The organism is Limnochorda sp. L945t, assembly GCF_035593305.1.
Lineage (GTDB): Bacteria > Bacillota > Limnochordia > Limnochordales > Geochordaceae > Carboxydichorda > Carboxydichorda subterranea.
On sequence record NZ_CP141615.1, the window covers coordinates 1,609,766 to 1,633,062 of the forward strand.

Genomic DNA, 23,297 nt, shown 5'->3' on the forward strand with positions numbered 1-23,297 from the left:
AATGCTGTTGCGTTGGTCGCTATTTGACCACGGTCGTCGCGCGCTCGATGAGCGGGAAAGGGCGTGGCTCGCCGGATGTCCCGGGCGGCCACGCCCTTGGGATGTCAGGGTAGCCGATGACGGCTGGCCCTGGCGTCCGCCTCCTGGGTCTCCGCCCAGAGCAGCGCCAGGCGGACGGCCAGTTCGTAGATGGCGCGGCGGGACGCAAAGGCCAGCACCACCTCCCACGAGCCGTCGACCAGGCGCGGCCGGGCCAGGGCACCGGCCCGGCGGGCGCAGCGCCACTCGACGGTGATGGGCGCATGCCCCCGCAGCCAGAGCCGCATCACGCTCACCTCCCGGTGCCCTGGGGTGCCTGCCACTCGGTGGCCATCACCGCCTCGACCAGTTCGTGGTCGACCACGCGCTCCTGCCGAGCGGCCACCGCCATGAGGCAGAGGTGGGCGAGCTGGTTGATGGGCCGCGGTAGCCCGTTGCAGGCCCGGTGGATGGGGTCGAGGGCCTTGGCGGTGAACAGCTCCTGGTCGGCCCCGGCCAGCTTCAGGTGGTGGCGGATGTAGGCGGCCGTCTCTTGGGGCGAAAGGCCGCCCAAGTGGTAGCTCAGGTCGATGCGCTGGGAAAGCGCGTCGGCGGAGCGAAGGGCCGGGCACTCAGTGAGCGTCCGGGCGCCCGCCGAAAGGGCCGTCCCGTCGCGCATTGGGGGTACCCCTCAAGGGGTATCTTCCGCGCACCGCTGACCGTTGCAGGGCGTCACAGTGCACTTCGTGGCGCACGGTGCAGGGCTTCCAGGGGCTTCCGTTTCTAGCTTGGAAGCGACTGGTAGGCAAAGCCCGTGAACTCCTGTCCCTTGCTGACCACGGGAACGACGCCAAAGTCCACGCCTTGCCGCCGAGCGACACAAAAACGTCACGGCCTCGACCCCGGACCCCGTTCGTGGGATCCGTTCGTGGGATCGAGGCCGTGACGTCTTAGGGTTTTACAGCTGTCCCGGCGGCGACCCGCTCTCCCGTGCGGTCGCCCGCACAGTACCCTAGGCGCTGGAGGTTTTCACGGCCGTGTTCGGCATGGGAACGGGTGGGACCCCTCCGCCATGGCTACCAGGTCCACCCGAGCATCTGCAAGAACCCGCAGGCCTATGTCGAGCCTGGGAGGACGCCGGCTGGGTAACATGAAAAATCGCTTATAGTTTCCAGCTTCTCGGTGAGGGGTTGGCTGGCCATCTCGCCGACGTGGAGGATGGTCTGCTGGTAGAAGGCCATGGCCACCTCGAGGGAGGCCGGGTCGGAGGCGCCGACGACCTTGTTGGTGTTCTTTGTGGTGTAGCGGCGGTTGCCGCATCACACAGTCCGTGGTGCCAGGGTAGGTGCTGGATTCGAGGCTGATGAGCTGGCCCGGGCGGAGGTGGCGGGCGATTGCGCGGGTGACGCCCTCGACGTACTGGAGGTCAGGGGTCAGATTGCGGGTGAGGGGCGTGGGGACACAGATGACCAGGACGTCGAGCTCGGAGACGACGTCGAAGGTGGTCACCGCCTGAAGCCACCCGTCCCAAGATCATGCAGCCCCGTCGAGCGTCGCCACCAGGAGCCACCGGTCACCCGGTTCATCGATCGTGCCGATCGGTACGGGGACGGTACCGTCCGGAGCATGGACGAATGCGCCTGGTGTGACGGCAGGTTGGGCTCAGTGGGTCATCTCTTGGAGAAGTGCCGCGCTCTCCGGAAGTGGACGGGCGGCAAGCTCGGCCGTGCTGCGATGACGGCGGCCGTCGGGCTTCTCCCCAATCCGGGCAGACAGGACGGCACCGTTCGGCGTCCGGCGGACTTGTCCTGCTGGCCACTGACCAAGAGTTCACAGGAGACCCTCTCAGCCCCCGAGAGGCCTGACCTCGAAGGATACTTCCCCGGACTCCCACGCCCGTGGATCCGCCGCTTCGGCGAGGGCCATGGCCGTATCGTGGGAGTCAGCCTCGACGACCAGACTCATCGGGGCATGCCTCACGATGAGCCACTTCCTCGGCGCACCAAGAGCGTGTGCAGGAGGCTCGTCGGCCGGTCCCAGGAGACCAGATAGGGGCGCCATCGCTCGCTCCTTGAGTTGGCGTTCCACCTGCATGTAATGCTTCGACAGCCGGATCCCCAGCTCGCGGAGTTGCGTGGCGGCCGTCCGTGCGCCGTCGCAGACCAAGACCATGTGATTGGCCAGCTCTTCTGTGGTCGGATCGAGGGCGGTGACGACCACGGCGAATTGCCCCCCACCGGGGAAATAGGTCGCCCATATGAAGCGTACGAACTCGGCCGGTATGCGCTCGCCCGTCATGCTGCGGACGGATACGGCGTCGCCGTGGGCGTCGAGCTCGATGGCGATGGAAGGCACGGGCCAATCCCCTCTTCCCGGCAGGCGATGGGCACCCTACTGGGGCAATTCGGCGGGGTGGCGCGGGGTCCTGCCAGGGGCACGGCCGGGGACCGGGGGCGGGCGGCCGGAGGCGGCGCCTCCCGGAAGCAGACTGGGCCCGGCGAGCTTGGGGGGCCTCTTCCAATGAGTCTGCTCGTGGATCGCGATCGCGCTGTCGCGCTCGTACGACTCGTGAGTGAGGCCTTCATCCGGCGGGAGGGCCTGCTGATGGACGTAGATGACCTTGTGGAAAACCAGCGTCCCCAGGGTGTAGAGCCTCTGTCAAGAGAGCACGCTCTGTTCCTCTTCTACACTCTACCGAACGATCACGGAATGAAGTCGTCACGGCTGTACGGGCGTGCAAAGCAACTATTCCACGCCAGGCCGGAGGTATTCGACCCTCCAGCGGTCCTTAAGGAGTTCTCGGGCCCCCTCGACCCAGCCCTTATCGATGCCACGGAGCGCTTCTTGAGCACACGGTACCCGAAGGAAACGGCCAAGAGCTGGTATGTCAACTCTGACCGACTCCACAGCCAGTTCGGAGATGACCCGCGGAACCTCTTCACCTCGGTCTCGGACGCGAACGAACTCCTGCGGGCCGTTCTCACGTTCCGGGGCTTTGGACCGAAGACCGGCGCCATGCTGCTACGTGCGGCAGTCGGCCTCGGCTTCGCACACGTCCGCGGCCTCGAGGACGTACTGCTGCCAGTGGACGTGCATGATACGCGGATCGCGTTCTTCACGCGAGTCGTGGCTCCAGACCCCCCGTCAGAAGGCGTCCAGGCGGACCACCACCGTTACGTGAGCGTTGTCCAGAGAGCGCTTCGGGATGCGTGCCGGGAGGCCGGATTGCCGTGGCCGGAGGTCGACCGTGGCTTGTGGCTCACCGGGTCTCGCGGGTGTGCAAAGCGCGGGTGCTTGGAGTGCCCGATCCGTGACCGGTGCAGCGTGGCGGATGAACCCCAGGGATTCAGGGCGGCGGTTCGAGACAGCGTCCCCGCCAGTAGTGTGGGATGGGTTCCCACATCACTGTTCCCCGTTACGCGTCCACGCCGGGCAATGACGACTTCCCCTCGCTTTCGCTCTCGTCCGACCGCTGTCGGGCGACGTAGAGCCTGGCCATCGACTCCCGGCTGAGGTACCTGGGCTCGCCTCCCGGCTGCGGGGACACAGGTCTTGGGCGACGACCGGCGAGAAGATCAGCACGTCGCACTCGTCGCCCTGGAAGCGGTGCGCGGCGCGCAGGAGCAGGCGATGATGCTCCTTGAGGCAGACGGTGTTCTGGCGGCGGGCCGGGAGCGGTTCTTCTTCCGGGAGGAGGATGGCCACGTGCCGCAGTTGATGGGGATCCCCGATGATGGCCGCCCGGCGGGCTCGAAAGAGCAACGGAATCGCCGAAGCCGGGTCGCACTGGCTCGCTTCATCCATGACCATGAGGTCGAACAGGCCGGGTTCCGGGGGGAGCGCGCGGCGCACGGAGGCGTTGGTGATCATCCAGAGGGGTAGGACAGGGGCGAGTTGTGCTACCTCCCGGGCCAGGATGGGCGTGGATCGGTGTGCGGGTGCGCCGCTCACGAGCGAGAAGTAGTCGGACAGCGCGCTCAGGATGCGATGGTAGCTTGCCGTCACGGGGGACTCTCGCCAGAACCGTGGGAGCAGACGATCACGGGCGCACCGGGCGAGGATGCGGAACATGGGCTTGAGAGGGGGGCCCTGAAGCGGCGCCGCGAGCCGTTCGGCCCTGGGCAGGGTGCCGAGCGTGAGGCGGGGCGGCAAGGGCGCCACATCGTCCGGCGTGGTCTGTTGCCAGGCAGGGGCACGCGTGTGCTGGCGTGAGGCTCGAGTTGCGTCGCCTGGGCAAAGCGGACAACCTCGGAACGAAGCCGCGCCAGCTCCGCCTCGACTTGGTGGCGGCCTGCCTGGAGACGCTCGAGTTCCTCGCACAGCCAGGGACGAGCCGTGACGGAGCGCTGCAGATGCGTGCAGGCCGTTCCCGCAGCTCGGACTCGCCCTGCTCCAGGCGTCCGCGGTTACAGAGGCGCAGGGAAAGGCCGAAATCACCCGGCAGGGCGGCCAAGCGCTAGCGCACCGCGTCGACAGCCTGGTTGTTCTTGCTGGCGAACAGGATGGGTGCCCCGTGGTAAGCAGCGGTGGCGAGGAGGGGTGTAGCATGGGGAAGTTGGCAACGGGCAAGGGGAGTTCGTTACTCCCCGAGAGGGAGACTCTGCTGCCCGGAGCGGCCATGGATCATGCGGAGCGGTCGTTCGATGTAGATACGGCTTCGTGCGCGCTCGAGCGTGTTCAGTTCGCTCAAGGCCAGCTCCTTGCTGGGGAAGAAGCTCACGCTGCACCGGTGGTAGTAGCGATAGCGGCTGTTGGGGTTGAAGGCCCGTTTAGGGTCTGTGAGTCGTTCTAGGAGCGGAGCGAAGGCCGTGGCCACTTCGATGGGGCCAGGCTTTTCGCTGGTGTAGTCCAGGCACTCTCGGGTCGCGCCGAGCAGGATGTCGACAAGCTGTATGAAGTGGCTCTCGGACGGAAACACCTGCTCCTTTGTGTGATCTGAGTCGATGAAGTGAATCCGCTCGCTTTCGAACACGATGCCCGGCTCATCCTGCCCGAGACGCCACATGAGATGCCAATCGAACAGATCATCGTGCTCCATCTCAGACCGGTCATGAAAGACGCCCGTCACACGCACGCCATGGACACGGGGGTCGCTCAGGAAAAACCCCTTCAGCACGTAAGCCGTCGTGGAGCGGAAGAAGCGGTTGTAGATACGCCGTTCTCGTTCACGGCGGGAGTCGCCGAAGGCCTCCTTACGGAGCTTGGAGAGGTCGATGCCGAGGAGGTGGAAGTGGAAGCACTTGCGTGCGTCGCCCAGCACCAACTGAACCCACGCTTTGGCCAGCTGGATCTTGGGGTACTGAGTGAGATGCGTGAAGTGCAACTCCCTTTCATAGCCCACCTTCCGGCGGGCCTCCTCGAGAGCGCCCAGGGCGTGCCCGTGCAGCTCCTCGGGAATAGCGAGCATGCCGATATAGAGCCACGGACAGTCACCCGCCGGGCCGGTGGTAGGCTTCACCTCATCCGCGTACAGTCGTACAGCAACCTCTCTGGTGGGGGTCGGGTCGAACAACTCCACGCGGCGGTCATCCTTTCCGTTCGCAGAGTTCCGCCAGGAGGGTGCGAAACCCTGCGGGGCCTCCCCGGCTCGCGTTGTAGACTCGGTCCCCCGTTCAAGACTCGCTGATTACGGCGTCAGAAACCAGGGAAGCCCCCTCCTCGCCGAGCCGCTGATGATGAATGCAGTGCGCCGGCGTGCCAAGTCCGCGCTACCAGGCGAAGCCGATGCGCAGGGCGAGGCCGGGTGACACCGCGCTCACGCTGACGCCGTTGAGCACCGCGCTGGCGAACTGGACGCCGGCACCGAGGTTCACGGCGATGCCGCGCTTCCCGATCCACTGGTAGCCGGCTTCGGCGCCGGTGGCGAACATGGGGCCACCTACGGGGTAAGCGTACCCGTAGCGATCCGTGGTGACGCCGTTGAGGAAGAGGAAGGTGAAGGCGGCCCCCGCGTAGACGCCTGCAGGGGCCTGTTGGGCGGGGTACCACCGCAGGAGGATCGCTCCGCCGCCGGCGTTCAGCCAATCGCCGCCGACCGCCGTGTGGAGCCAGAGCGCGCTGCTGCCCCAGGAGAGATCGTCGTGGATCACGCTCTCGCACGTGAGCTCGAAGCCGCCGGCCAGGATGACCAGCGGGCTTAGCGAGCACACATGCTGCACCCCGGAATCGGCTGCCGGGGCGGCGCCGGTCGCCGGAGCGGCCAAACTGGGTGCCGAGCCCACCACGGCCACGGCCACCACCGTCGCGGTCACTATCGCCGCTAGAGCCATCGCCGCCGTAATCACTCTCACGAACCGCCCGAATCGGGGCATCTGTTCTCGTCCCCTCCCATTCGCCCCAAGAGAACCACGCAGCTGTCGCAGGTACCGTGACAAGAGCAGAACAAACCTGAAGGCAGAACACACCTGAGCCGTGGTCTCGCGGTGCTCGGCGTAGGTAGGGTTGGGATGGGCGGAGGTCCGGAGCCCTGCCACTGGCCCGTGATACCCCAGCGCACGTGAGGGTAGAAGTCGAAGGCCCGGTCCCATGCGGGGATCTGCTTGGCCACGATGGGGCGGGGCCGAAGGACGTCGTTTGCGCCCACCCAGGAGATGCTCGGTGCGTTCAAGCGAGACGGCGGGGATCGGGCGGAGTACGGACACCGGTTTTTCGCGTCGATGGACGCGCGGCGCATCGCCGTGACGCTACCTCCGTCACGACCACCTTGAGACGTGCTGACCGATGCGTGCCTCCCCTGCATGGAAGACAAACCCCATCGTCGCCCAGATGGTGGCGGAGTACCTGCAGCAGCGCTGGGGCGATATCGATGTCGTTCACCTGGAGTTACGCTATGCACGGCGACCGCGGTGGCGGCCAGGGCCTTCGCGGCGATCTCCGGCACACAGCGGCCGAAATTCAGGCTATGGCGCGGCAGTTCTTCGAAGAGCATCCGACGCAAACATGGCCCCTCGAGTAGGACGGATCCCCTGCGGCGGCGGCTCGCCAAAGGACATCCGGAGTATCCAGCGGCTCGGCCATGCCGCAGGCGGAGTCAAGAGCGATGCAAGGCGGGAAATCACTTGGCGGCACCTGCCCGCGTGGGTCATGAGGCGGAGGGCTCGCCACCGTGTCCCCGTTGCAGTACCGGGTCCGCGAGTTCGGCCAACCCCTCGGCCAGCAGGCTGAACCCCGCGATGATGACCACGATCGCCAACCCGGGAAAGACACCCCACCACCACGCGCCATCGGCCATGTAGAGCTGGGCCTGACTCACCTCGTAACCCGGGTTGGGCGCCGGGGGGGTCGTGCCGAGGCCGAGGAAGCTCAGCGACGCGTGCACGAGTATGGCCTGGGCCATGTTGCTCGCCACGAGCGGTGCGAGGAGCGGGATGCCGTTCGGCAGGACGTGGCGCCACAGGATGACGTGCTTCGGCGCCCCCTCCGCCACGGCCGCCTCCACGTATTGCTCGCCCCGGGTGAGCTGGGCATGTCCTCGGGCCATCGGGAAGTACTGGGGCACGAACACCACGAAGATGGCGGCCACCGTGCTGGCTCGTCCGGGGCCGAGCATCCCCATGAGCGTGATGGCGAGGAGGAGGGCCGGGAATGTGGACAAGGCATCCATCGCTGAAACCAGCACAGAGTCCGCCCGGCCACCGTGGTAACCGCTCAGGATACCAAGCGGCACTCCAGCCCCCAGCACCAGTGCCGATTTAGCCGGTGCGCTACCGCCGGACTCTCGGGTCGATCCATGCGGTCATCACGTCTGTGGCCAGGCTCGTGGCAACCACGATTAGGGTGAAGAAAGCCACGATGGGGTTGATCCGATCCCGTGGACACCTGCACACTTTGGGCGGAGCCCAACAAGGAGGGTGTCCCGTGCCACCAAGGCGACCCCATTACCCGCCGGAGTTTCGCGCCGAGGCCGTGCGGCTGGTACGTACCTCCGGCAAGACGCAGAAGGAGATCGCCGCCGACCTCAGGGTCTCCACGGAATCTCTGCGCAAATGGGTACGCCAGGGGCCGGCGCCGCCCCGGCCGTCACCGCACCCGCCCCGTACGAGGAGCGCACCCCCTCCTGCCGCCGATGCTGGGCGGTGGCCCATCCGCAACTGCCCCCCTGGGTAGCGTTGCAGCCCCTTACGTACCTCTTGTATTCTGGGGCGGGAGGCGGCCGCCTCGAAGCGGCCAGGGTGAGAAACATGGGGTCCGTTCGCCAGGCACAGTGGGGCTCCGGCTGTCGACCGGTAAGGCCCGGAGGGAGCCGGCGGCCAGGAGCAGACGAACAACTCGACTGGCCTGACGAACTGCGCTCAGAGACGCTCTTCGGCCAAGGGCCTATGGACTAGAGCCAGAAACCATGCGTAGGTTCGCGGAAGTGTTCGTGGACCCCCACGTTATACCCCCGTCGAGTGCTCATACGAGAGTTCGACGCGGCCTTCACCGAGGCCCTTCCGGCCGATGTCGACCCATGCGGGGAGAACGGCGAGTCCACACGTTCGTCTACGAAGGGCCGATCTTCACGCGGCCCGCGACGTTCCGCCGGGGCCAGGTGGCGCAGCGCGACGGGTTTGCGTTCGCCGACCTGCTCGACGAACCGCCGGGGCGAGGGGAAGGGGGTATCACGCCGCATGCGCATCGTTCACGAATGGCTCGGCGACCTGGAACTGCCCGACGCGCCGGGCCGCGTCGTCAGCCTGGCGCCCAACGCCACCGAGACTGTCTTCCTGCTCGGTGGGGGCGAGCGACTCGTCGGGCGGAGCAGCTTCTGCTACCGGCCCGACGCCGCCCGCCAGCTTCCCGTGGCAGGCAACTACACCAAGGCCCGCTGGCAACTGCTCGAGCGGCTGCGACCGGAACTCATCCTGACCACCACCGGCGTGCAAAATCCCCTGACGCTGGAACTGCGCCGGCGCGCCTACGCCGTCTTCCCGGTTCCCTTGCCCCACTCGCCGTGGGGCGTACTCGAAAACGCCGTGCTGATCGGCGACCTGCTGAGGCTGGGTGCGACGCCCCTGGTCGACGGCCTGGCCCGGCGGCTCCTGCGGTTGCGGGGCGTGGGCCAGGGGCTGCCCGTCTACGTGGAGTTGGATCTCGGCGGCCCTGTCACCATCGGCCGTGCCAGCTATCTGGCGGCCGCGCTGCGGTGGATGGGCATGGCGAACGTCTACGACCATGAGCCGCAGGCGTACTTCGCCCCCGACCTGGGAGAAGTCTTGAACCTGAGACCGGACCTCATCGTCTACGAACCCAAGCCCTGGGCTGCGGCGGGCGGCCGGGCGGCCGCGATGCTGGCCGAGCGTGGCTGGGGCGCCGTGCCGGCCTACGTCACGCCGGGGGACTATCTGGCCCATTACGGGCCGAGCCTCATCGAGGCGCTGGAGGCCCTGGCCCGGTTCATCAAGGGGCGAAGAGGATCGTCCTGATTCTGTCGGCTCCGGGTTTGCCTTCGCCGCCCGCGTCGTCGACGAGCCGCCTCAGGGAACGCCGCCACGACCAAGCCCTGCCCTCGGCGCCCCGGGGCCAGATTCCTCAACGGTTGGCGCCTCGGGAGCGGATGCGTCGCAAGCTGGCGACCCGACGGGGCCATGGTAAACTGTCGCCGGGGGAGTAAAGGAGGTCGCGACTCCTGGGCACCATCACCAAAAGGCCCTGGACCGCCGAGGAGCTCGACCGACTCCCGGAGGGATGACGTTACGAGATCGACGAGGGGCAACTGGTGATCATGGCTCCGGCGGGATGGAGGCATAACCGCACGGTAAGCCGCACCGCTCGACTGCTGGGCAACTTCGCGAAGGTGCGGAGGCTCGGCGAAGAGCCTGTCCTGCCTGGGCTTGCCTGCCGGCTCATGGAGGAGCATCTCAAGGGCCTGATCGGCCTTCACCGCGTGGCCACAAAGTGGCCCCGGGGTGGCCGGTACCGGCCGACTCGGTGACGGACCGGCGGCGCAGCAAAGAGATGTACGGCGCGGGCCCACACGTTGTGCAACACCGGACTGGTTAGGACGGGCTCGCAGAGCGGAACCCCCGAATACCACAAGGTCATTTGAGAGGCTTTCAGCGTCTGCAGGATGAGCTGGTCTTCCATTGCAAGAGGCCAAGTCAGGCATCTAGTACTGGCGGCTGTGCGCCATCCTGTCGCACGCAACGCAGTCGCGCTTTACGCCGCGCGGGCGGTTAACTACGTGTTTCCGCTCATTCTCGTGCCATATCTTGCCCGTGTACTCAAGCCGAGCGGCTACGGCATGGTGTTACTGGCGCAATCTCTGGCCATTTGGTTGACTCTGATCATGGAGTATGGCTTTGTCCTTTCCGCCACTCGGGAGGTGGCCCGACATCGACGAGAGCGGGAGCATCTGAGAGACATCGTCAGCAGCGTCCTCGGTGCCCAATTATTGCTCGCTCTTACGGCTGCCTGTCTGACAGTCGCGTCCGGTTTTTTCGTGGACGCTTTTCGAGCCGAGCCCGGATTCGCAATCTTGGCATGGCTAATCGCGATCTCCCAGGCGTTCGCCCCCGTGTGGTATTTCCAAGGCATCGAGCTGATGACGTACCCCGCTACTGTGAACGTCATCGCCAAAGGGCTTGCCACAGGAGCCACCTTCCTGTGGGTCGGTCGCCCTGAGGATGCCTGGAAGGTGTTGGCATTACAGGGCATGGGCGGGTTCGTTGCGATGTGGATCCTGTTCGGGAAGATGGCCCGAGAGGTGCGGCCTTCGTGGCCAAGTGCTGGTAAAGTCAAAGCCGCTCTGCGGATGGGGTGGCCCCTGTTCTTCTATCGCGGCGCGGCGAGCTTGTTTACGACTGCCAACACCTTCGTCCTGGGCGTCTTCGTTCCCCCTGAGCGCGTTGCTTTCTATGCCGGACCCGAGAAAATCGCGAAGGCAATGCTTTCCACTTTGGAGCCCTTCGGCCAGGCCCTTTACCCTCGCATGACCCGCCTGGCTGCTGAGGACGAGGTCAAGGCCGGTCGGCTCGGACGCGCGGCACTTGGTCTGGTCGCCACCCTAGGAATGGTACTGGGCTTCGTCACCTGGGCGGGAGCATCTCCCTTTGTGAGGCTCTTTCTTGGTGACGATTATGCTCCAGCCATCCCGGTGTTAAGGGTTCTGGCCTGGGTGATCCCGGCAAGCGCATTGGGCAACTTCCTTGGCATCCAGTGGATGTTACCGTACGGGATGGACCGAGTCTTCAATACCATCATCGCATCCTCAGGGGTGCTGAATATTGCACTTGCCCTCGTCCTGGCGCCGACAAGAGGCCCACTGGGGATGGCCACAGCGGTTGTGGCCACCGAAGCCCTGATAGCTCTCAGCGCGTTCGCCGTTCTCTGGCGCCGCCGGGCTGCGCTGTTGAGGTTGATCCATTATCGGGGTCGATTGACTTGATGGCATTGGCTACAGCGTCTCCGCGTTCATTGGAACAGGAGAAGGTCATTAGCTTCCGGGTCTGCCCCGGCCGAGAAGTGACTCGTACAATGCGACGTGTTGGGTTGCGATCCTTTCCCAGTGTTCGCCTACGTCATGAGGGGCCGTCTTCATGCCAGCGTAATGCCTGATGGCGCTCACCATCTGGTCTACGTCGCCCGGGGCGGCGTAATACATGTTACCATGCAGGCCCCTGAGCGTCGGGTGGCAGGTGACCGTAAACGTACCTTGGCTGGCGGCCGCCAGTACGCTTCCGCTGCGCTCGACGTGTCCGTCAAGCAGCGGAAAAACGGCCACGTCCGCGGCAGCCAGGTGACGAGCCACCTCTTCGGGTGGGAGGTAGCCAAGGAAATGAACCCTACTCGCAAGAATGGGCCGAGATAGTGCTGCCCGCAGTTCTTCAGCAAACCGCCCATTTTCGATGGGCCCAATCATGACCAAGTGGGCTCCCGGTAGGCGGCGCAATATTTCAGGGAAGAGGTGAACCCCCTTTGCGGCCTTAATCTGTCCGAAGTAACACATCATCACGCCACCTTTAGGAACCCCAAGTCGCTGGCGCAAGCCTTCAGCCTCGGGCGGAGTCAGGCGGGTGACAGGCATGTTGGAGGCTATCGGAATGATTTGGACAACCCTCTTCTGAGCCACAGCATTCCGAAACCGCCCCCACTGGGCATACAGGTTGTTCCTTTCCACAAAGATAACGCCGTGAGCGGCCAGAAGAGGTAAGCTATTGTACGCCAGCGACAGGTAGGTCTTGGCAGGCTCGTGGATGGTGACCACTACGCGGCTTCGGCGCGCCCAAAGGTGGAGCAGTGCTGGGAGAAGGCGAGAGCCTGGAGTGCGGCCATATAACAGCGCCGGGTACTGAACATGAACGATGTCAGCGGCTAGATCTGCCACTAGGGCAGCAAGTCGTGCAGTCTCGCGGATGCGAAACGAGGAGATGACCGGCTCCACGTGCTTATCATCAGGGGCCGGGGTCGCGCTGCGTGGAACCAAGAGCCTCACATCAACGCCCGTGTCAATCAAGGCCTTCGCAAGCCGGGCCGTATAGTCTCCGACCCCGCAAGGATCTGGCGGGTAAGAGCCGCTAATAAGCGCTACGCGCACCGAGCCCCGCCCCCTTCAGCTCGGGAGCCCCCCTCCCTGCAGCTCGGACGAGGTGGACGCGGTGCTACCAATGCCTTGCGTTGTCCCCCTTACCGGCACCTCAGCAGCCGGCGGCTCGGCAACGCCGAGAACCATGGCGTATACGAAGGGCTCCCACACATGATGCACGAAGGGGTAACCGAACAGAGACCCGACGAGTGCGGCCACTACACCCGCAAAGCCCCCCGCTGTCAGCAGGTTATTTGTAAGGGCTTCCTTCGTTACCCATCGGCGAGCCTCATGCAGTCGCCGAGCGTACTGGATGAACATGCTCGTAACCCATACGGCCAGTGACGCCAGTCCGACGATCCCTCCTTCAGCCGCCACGTGAAGAGGCAGGTTATGAGGAAACTCCAGCTCCAACGCAAGTGGTACCAACTGTTTCTCGACAGATCCAGTCGGCCGGATGTAAGCAGGTAGACGGGATTGAAAGTTTCCGGGCCCGACGCCAAGCCACGGGTTGTCCAGGAACATCGCCCAGGAAGCCCTGAGCATCATCCATCTAACCCTGTCGCCCGCTGAATCGAGGGAGACGATGGACACTGCCCGGCGGGTCAGGGTATGCAGCACATTCGAGCCGGGTCCGGAACGTGCAAGGAGCACCGCCCCTACTACAACACCCGTTGCGACCAGCGCGATGAGGGTACCGATGAGAACCGCTCTGCCATCCCGATGACCAGCGAGGACTACTACCACGATGGGCAGGGCCACCAAGAGCGAGATCCAGCTCCCCCGAGACAGGCTGACGGCAAGAGCGATCGCCATGAGGGCCAGGGAAAGACCGATGGTGGCCCGCGCGCCCAGACGACTCCTTTCTAGGATCGCTTGATACAGGAGGGAGAGCGAAACTGGAAAAATGCTCGCTAAGTACGCACCCACTGTGTTGGGACTGCCCATCGTAACGACCGGGCGGGTACCTGCATAACTCCATCCTGCTGGACCCCGGAATGCCTCGACGATAGCGAGGCCAGAAACGATGGCCCCGGCTAGGGTGAGCACCCACGCCAGTGTACGGCGCTGATCGGCCGTGCGGACTGTATCGGCGACCGCGAAGAAGACGGCGAAGATGCCCGCGATCTTCACAGCTTCCCTGAGAGCCACCACGCGATCCGTGGCCGGCAGGATCGCCAGAAAATGGGCACCTACGAATAGTAGTGTGGGAAAGAGAAGCGGTGGGCTCGCACGGCCTGGTTGCCGCCGTATGCGGTTTGTAAGCCAGAGCAACACAATCAGCGCCGCGAGCAGGTCAGTCGTCGTCAGGCGAAAGGGCAAGTTGTCGAATTCGAAGAAGAAGGGCGTTAAAAAGACATGGACCAGCACCATGGCCCACAGCCATCTGTTCTGGCCGGCCGAGCTGACGTAGCCCCCCATCGGAGAAACTCCCGGCAAAAGGTGGCTCATTGCATCTCCACCGCTCGCGAAGCAATTTCCTCAGGTAGCTCATGGTGGTTTGCTAGCCCCCGCCTCGCATAGGCTTGGCGGTAAACGTCCATCGTCTGGGCAGCCACTCGTTCCCACGTAAAGTGTTTGGCAACCCGGTCCACACCCGACATGCCCAGTTGCGCGGAAAGCATCGAATCCGACTGAAGCAACCGCAAGCACCGGGCGAGGTCGTTCGAGTCGCCCTCGCGGAAAACCAGGCCGGCATCGCCGACTACCCGGGGGATCTCACCTGAAGAAGAGCCGACCGCGGGGACGCCACACGCCATCGCCTCGATGAGGACCCGTCCGAACTGCTCTTTCCATCGGGGCGTGGTGAGCGACGGGAGCACGAGGACGTCCATGGCGCTAAGGTAGCCGGGCAAGTCGCTGTGACCCAGCGCGCCGAGAAACGAGACGCGGTGATGGATGCCGAGTTGACGCGCCAATTCCTCGAGAGCGGGGCGTTCAGGCCCTTGCCCAATGACCACGACGTGCCACGCTCCCTCCAGTAACGCTGCGGCCTTGAGGAGGGTCGCTACCCCCTTTTCGGGAACGAGCCGACCCACGTAGCCTATGACGAATGAGGCCCCGCCCCGGACCGTCGCCCGTATCGCCGGGTCGTCAACGCGCCGAAAGTCATCCATGCTCGTGCCAAGCGGTACAACCGAAATAGGGACTTTGGCCCCCTTTCGCACCAGTACGTCCTGGATCTCACTCGTACCCGCGATCAGGTGGTCGGCCCGGGACAGAACCCGGCGCTCGACCCACGAGAACGGGGGAGGATAGCGCTTGTAGAGGTTCTGCCAGGCTTCGAAAACCATGGCCGCTCGGGGCCGCAACAGGCCAGCGAGGGCGAGGGCCTGCGCCGCACTCAGGCTGAAGGGCTCCTCGTGAACGTGCACCACTTGGGGACGGACGGCCTTCCACAGGCGTGCCAGAGAGCCTGTGTACAGATACAGCGCGCCGTGCTTGGGCCATACCACTTTCAGCGGGACCACTCGGTACCCGTCACCTTCGAAGCCGGTGGTTTTCACCACTCGGCCGTTCTCATGCCATCTGGAGGGTACCGCGACCGTGAGTTCGGCTCCTGCTCGGACGAGAGCCTCGAAACGCCGGCGATGAGCGCCGCCCGCCGCACCGTGCCACACAAGAAGCACTCTGAGGCGGGACCGGGTGCCCGCCTTAGGTGGCACGACGCCCAAGGAAGGGCTGGTCAACGGAGCACACCCCCCGACAGCGTTGCGCTGTTTCGCACAACGCGTTCTCCCACGGCCAGGATGGCCTCCGAGTGATGGTCCCAGGTGTGTTGGAGGGCCGTCTTTCTGGCGGATTCGCCAAGCCGCGCCCGCAGCCCACTATCGCTGAGCAGTCGATTCACCGCTGACGCGACCTCAGCCGGGTCACCGTACGTGTCAAGCACGACGCCGTTCTCCCATTGCCTGATGAGCTCGCTCACGCCGGCGTCGGAAGAGACAATCACCGGCACGGCGCAGGCCATGGCCTCGAGCGCCACCATCCCAAAAGCATCCATGCGGCTCGGGAACACGAAGACGTCCGCCGAACGGAAGTATCGGGGCATGTCGTCGCGAGCCCCCGCCAAGTGCACCCGGCCTGCGACTCCAAGCTCGCCGGCCAGCGCCCGCATATATGGTTCGGCAATGGGGTCGTGGCCTACGACCACCAAGTGGGCCTTTGGGTTGTGCAGGCCCGCGAGGGCTCGGATTACCACGTCGAGCCCCTTGCGCCTGTACTCTTGCCCGGCGAACACAAGCACCGCTGCATCGGGAGGCAGAGCAAGGTGTCCCATCACCTGAGCCCTGGCCTCTTCACGTCCGGTCGGCGAGAATTCGTGGATGTCAACGCCCGGGTACACGACAGTGACCTCATCTGGGTCGATCCGGTAGAAGTGCTGTAGCTGTGTCACGACCTGGCGTGAGACAGCCACGATGGCTCCATGTCCTCCCCTGCGGTAGTTGTAGCGTTCGACCCTCAGTATGAAGCCGTTCAAGGGATTACCGATACCGCGGGACGGCAGGTGACGCCTCGTTTGCATCCAGGCTGCATGGCAACTGGTCGCCACGAGCACGTCCTGATATAGGCTCTGGCCCACTCCGTAGTTGATGACGAGGTCGTACAAGGGTCGCTGATGACGCAGGTACAAGGAGGCCGCGGCCACAAAGGGAGGGACCTCCAGCATTGAGCGAAGAGGACGGCCGGCAGAGCTGAATCGGGGTATGGGAAGGCGGACAACCCTGAGGCGTTCGTGGTGCAGGGGCGAGTTATCCCGCGCGGTAATCACATCGACTTGGTGACCTCGCTGGAGCAGCCACTTCACGGCTTCGGTCACCGACCGCTCAATGCCGCCGGTGGGTCGGAACTCCCATATGGGAAACGCAATGCGCATGCGGCGGACCTCCAAAAGCGGGGTGTCACCTGATCGGGCGGGCTTCCGGCGAAGCTGCGCAGGGGCTCGCCTTCTCACGGGCAAGGGCATGGAGCTCTTCCAGAACTTGCCACGTCGACTCGGCTGAACCCTGCCAAGAGTAGTCCCTGGATCTCCGTAACCCGCGTTCAGCAAGCTCGGCCCGCCTCTCAGCGGACCCGGCCAGCGATACCACGGTCGTCGCCAGCGTGCGGGCGTCGATCGGCGGCACCAAGAGGGCGGCGTCGCCCGCTACCTCCCGCAGGGCCGGGATGTCCGACGCGATCACCGGGACCCCGCAGGCCATCGCCTCGAGCACGGGGAGCCCAAACCCTTCGTAAAGCGAGGGGTAGACGAAGCACACGGCTCCGGAATACAGGCCCGGCAGGTTGTCGTCGCCGACGTGGCCCACCAGAAGCGTGCGGGGCGGGAACTCCCGAAAGCCGGGATTGCGAAAGGCTCGGTACGTCCCGCCGGCGATGACCAGCCAGACGTCAGCCAGTCGCGAAGAGGCCTGGCGCCAGGCATCCAGCAGGACCCGGAGGTTCTTCCGGGGCTCCAGCGATCCCACGTACAGCACATAGCGCTCCGGCAACCGTAGCGCCCGTCGCACGGTCTCCACTGCCTCAGGCGGTTGGGGCCGGAAACGAGCATCGACCCCGTTTGGGATCACCTCAATCGCCTCGTCTGGTACCCCCAGCCGGTCCACGAGGCGAGCGGCGCAAAACTGAGACACGGTGATGATTCGCCTCACCCTCCGTACGAGACGGGGCAAGAGCCATGCATACCACCGAGCGAAAGCCGGAGCAAACCACTCGGGATGCTCGAGGACGGCCAGGTCGTGGATTGTCACCACCTGGTTGCACACGCGCAGGGGGCCTGTGTTCGCCGGGCTCCACAGGAGGTCGGCGCCGGCCCAAGAGGGCAACACCAGTTGTTCCCAGAGGTGGCCGGCAGCGCCCCGTGCCAGCCTGGAAGGGGAGATCACCTTCACCCGGGGGCCTAGGCGCCGCACCATCTCGCGGGCGTAGCGCTGGACACCCGTCAGCGGCTGCCGGGTGAAGCGTCCGTTGACCACTACCACCGGAGTCAGTACGCACCCTTCCCGCTGAGGACGGCCGTGACCGTGCGCATCAGGATGTAGACGTCCAGCCACACCGACCAGTTGCGGATGTAGTAGGAGTCGAGTTCGACCCGCTCTTCGTACGAGGTGTCGTTGCGGCCCGAGACCTGCCAGAGACCGGTGAGGCCAGGGCGCACCCGGCTGTAGAGGTCGAACGCCGGGCCGTACTTGGCCGCCTCGTCCGCCACGATGGGGCGGGGCCCGACCAGGCTCATGTCGCCCCGGAGAACGTTCCAGAGCTGTGGCAGCTCGTCCAGGCTGAAGCGGCGAAGGAATCGGCCGACTCGGGTGATGCGGGGGTCGTTCTTCAGCTTGTGCTCCCGAGCCCACTCGTCGCGGAGGGCGGCGTCTCGGGCCAGCGACTCACGGAGAACCGAGTCGGCATTGGGCACCATCGTGCGAAACTTGAGCGCCCTGAACCTCCGCCCGCCCTGCCCGACGCGCTCGTGACCGAACAGCACAGGGCCGGGCGAGTCGAGCTTGACCGCAACGACGATGAGCGCCATCACCGGCAAGGCCACGACGCTGACGGCGAGCGCCAGCAGGAGTTCGGCAAGGCGCTTGACGGCCCGCATGCGGCGGTCCAGCAGGTTGCTGCGGATGTCGAGGAGGAGAATCCCCTGCAGGTCGCGGGCGCTCACCCACATGCTCGGCAGGTGGAAGAGGTCGGGGACGACGCTCACTCGTAGGAAGCGGCGCGCCTGGCGGTCCACGATGTCGGCCAGCCGCTGCCAGGAGGCGCCCGGGATGGCGAGGACAGCACGGGAGATACGGCCTGCGGCAGCAAGCGAGGTGCACAGCTCGAGGCCTCCCAGCACGGGGATGCCGTTCATGGACGTGTTCCACTTCGACGGGTCGTCGTCGAGGACGGCGACGGGGCGCCATCCGAGGCCCGGGTTGGCCCTCAGACGCCGGACGACCAGGTGGCCGGTCTGGCCTGCGCCCAGGATGACGACGGGTTCGCCCCACCACTCGGTGCGGCTCAGGAGGGAGCGCAGAAGGGCGCGGGTAGCGGGAAGCGCCACCGTCGTGAGTGCCCAGGCTGTGAGCAGAATGCCTCGCGAGTACAGGTGGCCTGCCTTCATCAGAAACGTGGCGGTGACGAGCGCCAGGAACACAAGCGACGTTACGTAGGCGTAGCGGCGGAGTTCCTCCACCGGCCCGAGGCCGTAGCCCGGGTAGAGACCGGCGACAGAGAGACCGGCGACGAACAGGAGCGCGGCCGGCGCGAGCTCCAGGTAGTCGGCCGGGGTCAGCATGCCGCCCGTCCACAGGCGCAACCCGTATGCGAGGGCGCCGCAGGCGAGGACGACGGCGAGGTCCGAGACCGCCAGCAAGGCCGGGATAGCCAGCCGCTGTGCCGCCTTCTGCCGGACGAACAGCCCGGCGAGACGGCCGGCGGCCGCGGTTGCGGCTCCGTTTGCGGTTGTGCCTGTGGCTGCGGTCGTGCTTGTCGCCGCGGTTCTGGCTGCGACGTTCATGCAGGCTTGTCCCCCATCGGCTCAGAAAGCGGCGCCGCGCGGATGGGTTACGAGAGCGCCCTTACATTCTTCGAGCCGCCCCGGCAAAAAGCGCGCCAGGCACGGTCGAGCAGTTCGGCAAACTCGCTGTGGAACCGCTCCGGCCCGAACCGGGCCGCATGCTCCATGATGGCGGCACGATCGAAGCCCGACTCGGTGGCTTCGAAGAGGTGCACGGCGCGGGCGACGGCGTCGACGGTCTGCTCATGGAAGAAGACGCCCGTGCGGCCCTCGACAACCGTCTCGGCCGCACCCCCTCGTGAGTACGCCACGACGGGACACCCCGCCGCCTGTGCCTCGACGGGAGCGATCCCAAAATCTTCATCGGCAGCGAAGACGAACGCTCGAGCGTTGGCGACATACTTCGGCAGAGCCTCGTCATCCACCGCTCCCAGGAACCTGACCTTGGGCCCCGCAAGGGCCTGGAGGTGGCGGCGTTCCGGCCCGTCGCCGACGACGAGCAGTGGCCTGCCCAGGCGGTTGAAGGCCTGCACCAGGAGGTCGACCCGTTTGTAGTCGACCAACCGCCCGTGGGTGACATAGTAAGTACCCGGTGTGATGGGAAAGCTACTCGCACCCGAGCCGTCGAGCCCGCCGGGCATCCCATCCGGGCCAGGCGAGTCGTGCATGCCGGTCGACCCGACCGCGTTGGCACCGCGGCCACGTGCAGCCGCCCGAAAACGCTCCACGTCTACCGGGGGGTAGATCACGTGCGCCCGGCGCCGGTACGTCTTCCAGATACGGCGGGCCACGTAGCGGGAATTGGCCACCAGCACGTCGGGCCTCGCCGCGCTGGCCAGGTCCCACATACGGAGGTAGTGCAGGACGGCGGGCGTCATCAGGCGCTTCAAACCCCTTCGGAGCGGCTGTCGCCGCCGTCCTGCCCCTCTCCTGCCCTCCCACCCTCGCTGACCAGGGTCGGTAACAGCCGGACCATCCAGGTACTCATGATACAGATCCCAGGCGTAGCGCATCGGTGTATGGACGTAGCTGATGTGAAGCTGATCCGACCTCGTCAGGACGCCCTTGGCGACTGCGTGGCTGCTCGAGATGACGATGTCGTAGCCCGACAGGTCGAACTGCTCGATGACGTACGCCATGAGCGGCAGCAGCAGTCTGTGGTGTGACAACGCCCCAGGCAGGCGCTGCAACCCGGACGTCTCGACCCGGCACCGGCTTATCGGCGACCCCGTAAACGCTCGGGGCTGGTACAAGAGCGTATAAATGGGCGGGTACCCGAGGAGCTCGACGAGCACCTCGAGCACTCGCTCCGACCCGCCCCGGGTCACGAGCCAGTCATGCACGAGCGCGATCCTGGCGCCCTGAGGGCCTTGTCCCACGTCCTGTGTGACGCCTGCTCCCTGCCGCATATGGGGAAGGCCCGTATCCTCGGGCTTTCCCGTTGTTTGCGAACACACGGCGGCCTCTCTACGCAGCCCATCCAGTTATTGCCATCGGGAGCGGGCCGCCTCGCTGTGCCCCCACACGGTTCGACGCAAAGGTACGCAATGCTTCCGGGAGGTTCCTGCGGCGAACCGGTGCCACCTCCAGAAACCCGCTCCTCGACGAGCAGTGCTGCAGCCTTTTCAGAACAGGTATCCGCCACTCCAGCGTGAACCACCGGCCGTCCGGCAGGTGGGTCGGCTTGTCGCTGCGCACCCGCCGGCGAATCCCCGCCGGCCCGGCCTGCTCCCGCACGTCGACGAAGAAGATGATGTGACAAAGGCGCCCGGCATGATGGCCCGCAGGTCCTGGATGGCCATACCTCAGGCGGAGTCGAGAGCGATGCAAGTCGGGAAATCACTTGGCGGCACCTGCCCGCGTGGGTCATGAGGCGGAGGGCTCGCCACCGTGCTGGCTCGTCCGGGGCCGAGCATCGCCATGAGCGTGATGGCGAGGAGAAGGGCCGGGAATGTGTACAAGGCATCCATCGCTGAAGCCAGCACGGAGTCCGCCCAGCCACCGTGGTAACCGCTCAGGATACCAAGCGGCACTCCAGCCCCCAGCGCCAGGGCCGATTTAGCCGGTGCGCTACCGCCGGACTCTCGGGTCGATCCATGCGGTCATCACGTCTGTGGCCAGGCTCGTGGCAACCACGATCAGGGTGAAGAAAGCCAGGCCCCCCTGCACGGCGGGGTAGTCCCTCGACTGGACGCTCTGCAACAGGTAGCGCCCCAGTCCGGCCACGCAAACGTGGTCTCTGTCACCACGCTGCCGCCGAGCAGCAGGGCGCTTTGCACCCCCAGCATCGCGACTGCGGGGATGAGCGACGGGCGCATCGTGTGCTTCCACAGTGTCGCCCCCTCCCCAAGCCCCTTGGCCCGGGCGGTTCGCACGAAGTCCGCCTGCAGCGTCCTCAGAAGGCCGGAGCGCACCACCCGGAGGTAGACCCCGGCGATGCAGAACCCCTTGCCCGGTCCGACCGATGCCACCAGGCTGGAGCCCGAGGAACCGCTCGAACCCAGCGGCCGTCGCGCTCCGGCGACACCCATTGGAAGGAGCCGGATGCTCGTGGTCGGGCGACTTTGAACCGGGCGGGGTCTACTACAGCCGTGGTAAGTACCGTCTGAACGGGTGAGTGTCTGTCACAGATATATCTGTCATCGGCGTTCTTCCGCCGTCGCGCCGAAGAGGCTCCGCTTGGCTGCTTCGATGTCTTCGGGGTCGACCACGACTCCCTTGAGAAGCCCCTTCAGGGGCGTTCCCGCCGAGGAACCGGGGCGCTCGCCCGGCGTTCCAGCGATTGACCGAATTAGCTCTTGCTTTATGACCCGAATCTGTCCTTCCAGGCGCTGCACTTCCCGCAGCGCCTGGGCAAGCCACCTCGCATCCGCACAGGGCGTAGGCCACCCGGTTGCGGCCCCTAACCAGGGTGAGGCGGCGGCACCCACCGGAGCAGCGGGACGCCCGTGCGAAACAGGACCGGGCAGCGTCCCGATGACCCCGTCCGGCGCGTGATCTGAACGGGTCGCCTGCTTCAAGGGTGGCTACGTGCACCAGCTCCGTCGGGCGCAACCCGTGCGCTTCGGCCCGCAGCTGGCTCGGCCCGAGCCTGCCCATCTGAAGCAGCACCCCTCAGGCTAGCTTCGGTAGCCCCTCTCCCGCCACTCAAACTGGGTGGGCCTTCCCGACTCGTCCACCTCCGTGACAGTGGTATGGTCGACCCAGTCGCCCGTGTTGACGTAGAATGAGGGCTCATCATCTGGCCCTTTGGGACTGTGAATGTGACCGAACAACACAAGGTCGAACCCCGCCTCCTTCAGCCGAATGGCGGCGTCTTTCCATCGTCCGAAAATCGCCGGCTCGTCTGCCCGCCCCACCGCGCTGCGGCCCGTCTCGGGCGCAAGGCGCTGGAGGAACCGTGTGGCCGCCTTCCAGGTATCGACCGCGACCTTCCCCACGTCGTAATTGAGGAACTTGCGAATCCCCGCCAGGATGTCGTACCCACCGTTGAACAGCGGGTCATAGTAATGTCCGTGCTCGATACGGATCCGCCGCCCGCCCAGGTCGACCACCTCAAAGGGGTAGACGATGCGCACGAACGGTCGTAGGTCGATCGGCCAGCCCCGGAATGCGATGTCGTGGTTGCCCACCACGTAGACCAGACGAACCCCCTGCAGAGGCGCTTGCAGGAGCGCCAACAGGGCTCGTTTGGACGACGCCGATACCTCTTCGCCTTCGATGGGAGGCAGGTCCAGTACATCGCCGTTGACCACCAGTGTGTGCGCTTCCCGCCGTACATAGAGGAGGAAGTCTTCGAACTGCTCGAACTTGGACTCCTTCTGCCACCGGTCCACATGCAGGTCCGACACCACGACCAGTTTTCTGCCCGCCATTTCGCCAACCCCCAATACAAGCGGGTTACGGCCGGAGACGGCAGTAGCCGGAAGACGGCAGGAGCTGGAGCCTGCTAGTTTCGACACCGGCCATGAGAGACGTCGCGCGGCGATGACGGAAGCGTAGAAGTACCTGCACGTCTAGAGCGGGTCGCCTGCGCCAACTCAGAGGCGCAAGCACCAGCTTGTCCGGATGCTCCGGCAGGACAATTCGACGCCACCTCGCATACCCCTTGGCGCCGGTCCGACGCCGAACGTGTCTTGAGGAGTTACCGTACCGGGATAACGTCTCATGAGTCGTGCGGAACGGGCGACGCGCGCAGCTCTCCCGAGGCGACGCACGACCCCGGTCCCTCTGTGAACCGAGTACCAGTGCCGCTGGTCGTCCCCGCACAGCCGGTAT

General features: G+C 65.6%; 19 protein-coding genes, 1 rRNA gene and 2 pseudogenes. 4 read left to right on the plus strand and 18 right to left on the minus strand.

Features of this window, described 5'->3' with window-relative positions; translation table 11 throughout:
* Nucleotides 1-104: 104 nt before the first annotated feature.
* From U7230_RS07535 to U7230_RS07570, 9 genes and pseudogenes are all read right to left on the minus strand, one after another.
* Nucleotides 105-326, minus strand: coding sequence for a hypothetical protein (locus U7230_RS07535; RefSeq protein ID WP_324718104.1), 222 nt, complete (start codon nt 324-326; stop codon nt 105-107).
* Nucleotides 327-331: 5 nt separating this feature from the next.
* A complete protein-coding gene (locus tag U7230_RS07540; protein ID WP_324718105.1) occupies nt 332-697 on the minus strand; it encodes a hypothetical protein in 366 nt (121 codons plus the stop codon).
* A gap of 288 nt (nt 698-985) precedes the next feature.
* Nucleotides 986-1,102 (minus strand): 5S ribosomal RNA (rrf, locus tag U7230_RS07545).
* 73 nt (nt 1,103-1,175) lie between these two features.
* Nucleotides 1,176-1,542 (minus strand): annotated as a pseudogene (locus U7230_RS15440) (UDP-N-acetyl-D-glucosamine dehydrogenase); the annotation flags it as partial.
* A gap of 321 nt (nt 1,543-1,863) precedes the next feature.
* Nucleotides 1,864-2,373 carry a hypothetical protein gene (locus tag U7230_RS07550; RefSeq protein WP_324718106.1) on the minus strand — a complete coding sequence of 170 codons (510 nt, stop codon included), beginning with the start codon at nt 2,371-2,373 and terminating at the stop codon, nt 1,864-1,866.
* A gap of 1,047 nt (nt 2,374-3,420) precedes the next feature.
* Nucleotides 3,421-4,023, minus strand: a complete 603-nt coding sequence (locus U7230_RS07555) for an AAA domain-containing protein (RefSeq protein ID WP_324718107.1) — start codon at nt 4,021-4,023, stop codon at nt 3,421-3,423.
* A gap of 574 nt (nt 4,024-4,597) precedes the next feature.
* Entirely contained in the window at nt 4,598-5,536 is a 939-nt protein-coding gene (locus tag U7230_RS07560) for a hypothetical protein (protein ID WP_324718108.1), read from the minus strand.
* Nucleotides 5,537-5,726: 190 nt separating this feature from the next.
* Nucleotides 5,727-6,329 carry a hypothetical protein gene (locus tag U7230_RS07565; protein WP_324718109.1) on the minus strand — a complete coding sequence of 201 codons (603 nt, stop codon included), beginning with the start codon at nt 6,327-6,329 and terminating at the stop codon, nt 5,727-5,729.
* A gap of 770 nt (nt 6,330-7,099) precedes the next feature.
* The gene (locus tag U7230_RS07570; RefSeq protein ID WP_324718110.1) at nt 7,100-7,699 is read right to left on the minus strand and encodes an ABC transporter permease; all 600 of its coding nucleotides are present in this window, start codon (nt 7,697-7,699) and stop codon (nt 7,100-7,102) included.
* Nucleotides 7,700-7,809: 110 nt separating this feature from the next.
* Here U7230_RS07570 and U7230_RS15445 point away from each other — a divergent pair, with 110 nt between their 5' ends.
* The 4 genes from U7230_RS15445 (at nt 7,810) to U7230_RS07580 (ending at nt 11,383) form a co-directional block, all read left to right on the plus strand.
* Nucleotides 7,810-8,124, plus strand: coding sequence for a transposase (locus U7230_RS15445; protein ID WP_404980594.1), 315 nt, complete (start codon nt 7,810-7,812; stop codon nt 8,122-8,124).
* Nucleotides 8,125-8,627: 503 nt separating this feature from the next.
* Complete coding sequence (locus U7230_RS07575) at nt 8,628-9,422, plus strand: ABC transporter substrate-binding protein (RefSeq protein WP_324718111.1); 795 nt, start codon at nt 8,628-8,630, stop codon at nt 9,420-9,422.
* A 275-nt stretch (nt 9,423-9,697) separates the two neighbouring features.
* Nucleotides 9,698-9,931, plus strand: coding sequence for a PDDEXK family nuclease (locus U7230_RS15450; protein ID WP_404980651.1), 234 nt, complete (start codon nt 9,698-9,700; stop codon nt 9,929-9,931).
* A 135-nt stretch (nt 9,932-10,066) separates the two neighbouring features.
* Entirely contained in the window at nt 10,067-11,383 is a 1,317-nt protein-coding gene (locus tag U7230_RS07580) for an oligosaccharide flippase family protein (protein WP_324718112.1), read from the plus strand.
* Nucleotides 11,384-11,431: 48 nt separating this feature from the next.
* Here U7230_RS07580 and U7230_RS07585 read toward each other — a convergent pair whose 3' ends face one another.
* The 9 genes and pseudogenes from U7230_RS07585 to U7230_RS07625 all read right to left on the minus strand — a co-directional run bounded on the left by U7230_RS07585 (nt 11,432) and on the right by U7230_RS07625 (nt 22,894).
* Nucleotides 11,432-12,532: a glycosyltransferase family 4 protein gene (locus U7230_RS07585; protein WP_324718113.1), complete on the minus strand. Its 1,101-nt coding sequence runs from the start codon at nt 12,530-12,532 to the stop codon at nt 11,432-11,434.
* A 15-nt stretch (nt 12,533-12,547) separates the two neighbouring features.
* A complete protein-coding gene (locus U7230_RS07590; protein ID WP_324718114.1) occupies nt 12,548-13,942 on the minus strand; it encodes an O-antigen ligase family protein in 1,395 nt (464 codons plus the stop codon).
* A gap of 26 nt (nt 13,943-13,968) precedes the next feature.
* Nucleotides 13,969-15,186 (minus strand): glycosyltransferase, encoded by a 1,218-nt coding sequence (locus U7230_RS07595; protein ID WP_324718209.1) that lies wholly within the window; start codon nt 15,184-15,186, stop codon nt 13,969-13,971.
* 20 nt (nt 15,187-15,206) lie between these two features.
* Nucleotides 15,207-16,397: a glycosyltransferase family 4 protein gene (locus U7230_RS07600; RefSeq protein WP_324718115.1), complete on the minus strand. Its 1,191-nt coding sequence runs from the start codon at nt 16,395-16,397 to the stop codon at nt 15,207-15,209.
* A 25-nt stretch (nt 16,398-16,422) separates the two neighbouring features.
* Nucleotides 16,423-17,499, minus strand: a complete 1,077-nt coding sequence (locus tag U7230_RS07605) for a glycosyltransferase family 4 protein (protein ID WP_324718116.1) — start codon at nt 17,497-17,499, stop codon at nt 16,423-16,425.
* A 5-nt stretch (nt 17,500-17,504) separates the two neighbouring features.
* Nucleotides 17,505-18,875: an undecaprenyl-phosphate galactose phosphotransferase WbaP gene (gene wbaP, locus U7230_RS07610; RefSeq protein WP_324718117.1), complete on the minus strand. Its 1,371-nt coding sequence runs from the start codon at nt 18,873-18,875 to the stop codon at nt 17,505-17,507.
* A 191-nt stretch (nt 18,876-19,066) separates the two neighbouring features.
* On the minus strand, nt 19,067-20,398 hold the full coding sequence (locus tag U7230_RS07615; RefSeq protein WP_324718118.1) for a glycosyltransferase: 1,332 nt from the start codon (nt 20,396-20,398) through the stop codon (nt 19,067-19,069).
* A 691-nt stretch (nt 20,399-21,089) separates the two neighbouring features.
* Nucleotides 21,090-21,550 (minus strand): annotated as a pseudogene (locus U7230_RS15455) (ABC transporter permease).
* 588 nt (nt 21,551-22,138) lie between these two features.
* Entirely contained in the window at nt 22,139-22,894 is a 756-nt protein-coding gene (locus U7230_RS07625) for a metallophosphoesterase (RefSeq protein ID WP_324718120.1), read from the minus strand.
* Nucleotides 22,895-23,297: the final 403 nt, after the last annotated feature.

Coding starts and splice junctions, on each gene's coding strand:
- U7230_RS07535 (WP_324718104.1), bottom strand. CDS start 326: ATGCGGCTCTGGCTGCGGGGGCATGCGCCCATCACCGTCGAGTGGCGC.
- U7230_RS07625 (WP_324718120.1), bottom strand. CDS start 22,894: ATGGCGGGCAGAAAACTGGTCGTGGTGTCGGACCTGCATGTGGACCGG.
- U7230_RS15445 (WP_404980594.1), top strand. CDS start 7,810: ATGGGGTTGATCCGATCCCGTGGACACCTGCACACTTTGGGCGGAGCC.
- U7230_RS07575 (WP_324718111.1), top strand. CDS start 8,628: ATGCGCATCGTTCACGAATGGCTCGGCGACCTGGAACTGCCCGACGCG.
- U7230_RS07590 (WP_324718114.1), bottom strand. CDS start 13,942: ATGGGGGGCTACGTCAGCTCGGCCGGCCAGAACAGATGGCTGTGGGCC.
- U7230_RS07540 (WP_324718105.1), bottom strand. CDS start 697: ATGCGCGACGGGACGGCCCTTTCGGCGGGCGCCCGGACGCTCACTGAG.
- U7230_RS07565 (WP_324718109.1), bottom strand. CDS start 6,329: ATGCCCCGATTCGGGCGGTTCGTGAGAGTGATTACGGCGGCGATGGCT.
- U7230_RS07600 (WP_324718115.1), bottom strand. CDS start 16,397: ATGCGCATTGCGTTTCCCATATGGGAGTTCCGACCCACCGGCGGCATT.
- U7230_RS07580 (WP_324718112.1), top strand. CDS start 10,067: ATGAGCTGGTCTTCCATTGCAAGAGGCCAAGTCAGGCATCTAGTACTG.